Source organism: Pseudoalteromonas shioyasakiensis, from assembly GCF_022398475.1.
GTDB lineage: Bacteria > Pseudomonadota > Gammaproteobacteria > Enterobacterales > Alteromonadaceae > Pseudoalteromonas.
In genome coordinates, this window is sequence record NZ_JAKEVM010000217.1 from 1 (window position 1) to 4,287 (window position 4,287).

General features: G+C 40.7%; 3 protein-coding genes. All 3 read right to left on the bottom strand.

The annotated features are described in order from the left end of the window. Positions 1–144: 144 nt before the first annotated feature. Genes L1D51_RS20600 through L1D51_RS20610 form a run of 3 tightly spaced genes read right to left on the bottom strand, consistent with a single transcriptional unit; the run spans position 145 to position 3,959 of the window. The gene (locus L1D51_RS20600) at positions 145–2,379 is read right to left on the bottom strand and encodes a polysaccharide biosynthesis tyrosine autokinase (RefSeq protein WP_239964705.1); all 2,235 of its coding nucleotides are present in this window, start codon (positions 2,377–2,379) and stop codon (positions 145–147) included. 14 nt (positions 2,380–2,393) lie between these two features. Next, positions 2,394–2,828 carry a low molecular weight protein-tyrosine-phosphatase gene (locus tag L1D51_RS20605; RefSeq protein ID WP_105175007.1) on the bottom strand — a complete coding sequence of 145 codons (435 nt, stop codon included), beginning with the start codon at positions 2,826–2,828 and terminating at the stop codon, positions 2,394–2,396. Positions 2,829–2,840: 12 nt separating this feature from the next. Continuing rightward, positions 2,841–3,959 (bottom strand): polysaccharide export protein, encoded by a 1,119-nt coding sequence (locus tag L1D51_RS20610; RefSeq protein ID WP_063527888.1) that lies wholly within the window; start codon positions 3,957–3,959, stop codon positions 2,841–2,843. Positions 3,960–4,287 lie beyond the last annotated feature (328 nt).

Genomic DNA, 4,287 nt, shown 5'->3' on the forward strand with positions numbered 1-4,287 from the left:
GTTCTAGGTTCTAGGTTCTAGGTTCTAGGTTCTAGGTTCTAGGTTCTAGGTTCTAGGTTCTAGGTTCTAGGTTCTAGGTTCTAGGTTCTTCAACACGCTTTTCGTGGTAACAATTAAGTCAATCAGAACCTAGAACGTCTTTAATTACTTATCAGATTTATATTCGTAGTTGTAATAGCCGTAATAGCCATATGCATTGCTCGCTTTACGCACTACACCATTAAATACAACACCTTTTACGTCTATACCGTTTTGTTCAAAACGGTTACGAGTTAGTTCAATTTCACGTAAATGGTTTTGGCCAAAGCGTGTTACTAGTAATGTACTACCTGCATGGGCACTTACAATTGCAGGGTCGGTAACCGCTAAAATAGGTGGCGTATCAACTATAATAATGTCGTACTTGCCACTTACTTCTTCAACCATTTTGCTAAAGTTACTATGCATTAATAACTCAGATGGGTTTGGTGGTATTTGACCACGGGTGATTACATCTAGCCCTTCAACTTGCGACTTTTTAGTTACTTGCTCAAGGTTTAAACGGCCCGAGAGTAAATCACTTAAACCGTCATCCCACTTCATACCGAACTGAGTCTGCAGGTAACCTTTACGCATATCTGCATCGATTATCAGTACCTTTTTACCGCTTTGTGCCAGTACTGTTGCCAGGTTTACCGAGATAAACGACTTACCCACACCTGGGCTTGGGCCAGATATTGCAATAATATTGTTTTTAGCCTCCATCATTGCAAAGTGTAAGCTTGTACGCAGGCTACGTAGGGCCTCAATCGATAAATCTGCTGGGTTATCTACCGCAAGAATAGACTTAGGCTTATCTTTAACTTTACGCGCACGGTTAAAACCCGTTAGCTTATCTTGAAAATCTGAATATGGTACTGATGCGTAAACAGGTAAACCAATACTTTCGATCTCGGTTGGGTCTTCAACACCGCGGTGCATTGCTTTTTGAATTAACACAATGGCAACTGCTAAAAAGCCACCAAGCAAAGTTGCTACAACAGCAATGAGTGATTTTTTAGGCTTAACTGGCTCTGTTGTATCTACCGCAGCAGCATCGACCACACGAACATTACCTACAGTACCTGCACGCACAATATCTAGCTCTTGCGTTTTACCAAGTAATAAGGTGTAAATTTGGTTACTTACTTCTACGTCGCGTTTTAAACGTAATAGCTCTTGTTGTGTTTCTGGCAAGTTACCAACTTCGCCTACAAGTTTTTGCTTTTGTTTCTCAACCGCTTCAATTTGCTCAAGCACCCCCTGGTAAGTTGGGTGGCTTTCTTTAAATTTACGGCTTAGTTCTAGGCGTTTAAGCTCTAGCTCTTGTAATTTAGTTTCAAGCTCAACCACTTGCTCAAGTACACCTTGTGTTTCTAGGCTGATGTTGATTGATTGACGTTTAATTTGATAATCGTTAAAACGCTCTTCTGCGAATTCAAGTTGCTTTTTAACTTCTGGTAACTGTACTTCTAAAAACTCAAGTGACTTTTGCGCTTCAGCACTATTACGTTCAACATTACGGCGTACATAAATTTGCGATACTTTATCAAGCACTTTTTCTGCATGTAGTGCATTTTTATGCTCATAAGCCATCGCTATAATGCCAGAGTCTTTACCTTTTTCTCTTGCATATATAGATTCTTGTAATTCAACTATCATTCTATAGCGATTAAATTTAACAAGAACAAATTCTGTGTTTGGGCGCGCATTCATATCACGAACAGTTAACTCATAAAAGCCAGCGCTTTCATCTTTACCTACCACACCTTTTAAAACCGAGTCGCCGTCAGGGTTAAAAAGCTCGTAAGTTTTATTTTCGCCAATAACTAATACAAACTCTTCCCCTTCAAATGCTTTTGGTACATTAAATCTGAATACATTTATGCTTTCGCCGCCCCAGGCATAACTATTTAGCCCTAAAAGTGGTTCAGCGATATCGCCTTCGGACTCTGCAGCAAAACTACGATATAGCTTACCACCTATTACAGGGAATAATTTAGGTTCTGCAATTATATCAAGCTTTAGGGTATCGACCGCTTCACCAATCACAGAGCGCGACTTTAATAGTTCGATTTCTGTTACAGCGGCACTACTACTTTCGAACATACCAGCCATATCATCAAGGCCAGGTACAGACGGGCTGCTTTCTTCAACTTGTACAAGTGCTGTTGCTTTATAAATAGGTGTGCTTAATACAGCAATGGCTACGCCAATAATAGCAAATACAGCTGTTACTAATATGATGAACCATTTACGGTCGAGTAATGCACCTAGTAATGCGAGTAAGTCTATTTCTTGCGATTCTTGACTTTTATTTTGATTTTTACTTGCTGCTAATGCAGTGGGCTGAGCATTCATCTACTACCCTTTCCTTATAAATACTTTTGCCAAGCGCTACATGCGCTATCGATTAATGCGTAAACATGCTCAAAAGCCTCTTGGCTTTGACGGTATGGGTCGGGTATTTCTTTATCACCAACCCATTTACCTAGCAAAAATGTTTTACCACGAGCTTGTGGGTAGCGTGCACATAAGTCGTTTATATGACGCTGCTCCATCACTAAAATAACGCTGTGCTGTGCAACAAGGGCTGAGGTTATTTGCCTGCCCTGATGCTCGCTCATATCAATACCATGTTGCGTTGCAATTTGTTGTGCTTGTGCATCTGCGTGCTTGCCTTCAAGGGCCGTTAAGCCCGCTGAAGACACGCTAACATTTTTACCTTGTAGTTTACTTTTTAATACATATTCAGCGGTTGGGCTACGGCAAATATTGCCAGCACACACAACCAGTACAGAATCAAACATAACATTTAACCTTTAGTTCGAAGTTGTAACGTCATTAATTGAGTCAACTGTACTTACCGAAGGTAGTAATAAGCTGATTACACGGTTCCAACGCGCTAGCGGTGCTGAAGTTACATACACAATATCGTGCGGCTGTAATTCAAACTGCTCAGCAAGCACTAATGCTGCAACATTTTTTGCATGTAGTTGGTAAACATCAGCAATAATACCATCGGTTTCTAAATTGCGTTTACGTAATACAAATACGCCATTTGCATCTGCTGTATTTTCGTTTAAACCACCTGCATCACTTAAAGCTTGCGCTAAATTTAAACCATAACGATTAACGCCCACTGTACCAGCGCGTTTTACATCGCCTAATACAAATACTTTTTGCATGTCGTTGCGGTTAACATGCACAATATCGCCATGTTTTAATAAACGGTTTTGCGAAATATCGCCATGTGCATAAAAGTCATCTAACTGGATCACTTCTGTTTTATCGCCACGCGTAAAGGTTACAGTGCGCCAATCAGCGGCATCTGTTAAACCGCCCGCTTGGTTTAGTGCATCAATTAGAGTAAGCGGCACTTCGGTTACAGGGAGTACCCCTGGGTTGTTAACCTCACCTGTTACATAGGCTTTTTGGCTTCTAAAGCCAACAATTTTAATATCTACTTGAGGGTCTTCGATTACGCGACTTAAGCGTTTAACAAGCTCTTTATGAACTTGCTGTACTGTTTTACCAGCTGCTTGAATATCTGGGGCGTAAGCAAAGGTAATTGTGCCGTCGGCTTGAACGCGGAAGCCGTCGAACTCAGCAGTACGTTGTACTGCAGCAGGAATTGTTAATTCAGGATGATCCCATACGCCGATCGTGATTACATCGCCAACACCTAATTTGTATTGGTAATCAGAGGTGTCGATGCCATCAAGGCTTGATGGTAACGCTGGTTTCGTTTTACTTTGCTTTTGTTGATTAATGAGAGAAGAGTCGATGATTTGGATATTAACTTTATCGAGCTCCTTCTCAAGATTATCTATTTGTTCGCCCGATTCGATTCCTTCAAAATGGCTACCGGGGATGATTGTACAGCCAGTCATTGCTAGTAACGCAAATGACGTTACAATTGTTTTACAGCTAAGCGCCATTGTTATTTCCCAAATAATTATTCTTAAAACGTCCAGTTAAAATAAAACCACAACTGTTTATTTTTACGCTGCCTAATTAAAGCATGGCATTACAAGGTTCGCAAGACTGAGTGTTTAGTAAACGCTCACTTGTGACAGGTTTTTGCAAAATAGTTAATGAATACTTCTAGGTTCTAGGTTCTAGGTTCTAGGTTCTAGGTTCTAGGTTCTAGGTTCTAGGTTCTAGGTTCTAGGTTCTAGGTTCTAGGTTCTAGGTTCTAGGTTCTAGGTTCTAGGTTCTAGGTTCTAGGTTCTAGGTTCTAGGTTCTAGGTTCTAGGTTCTAGGTTC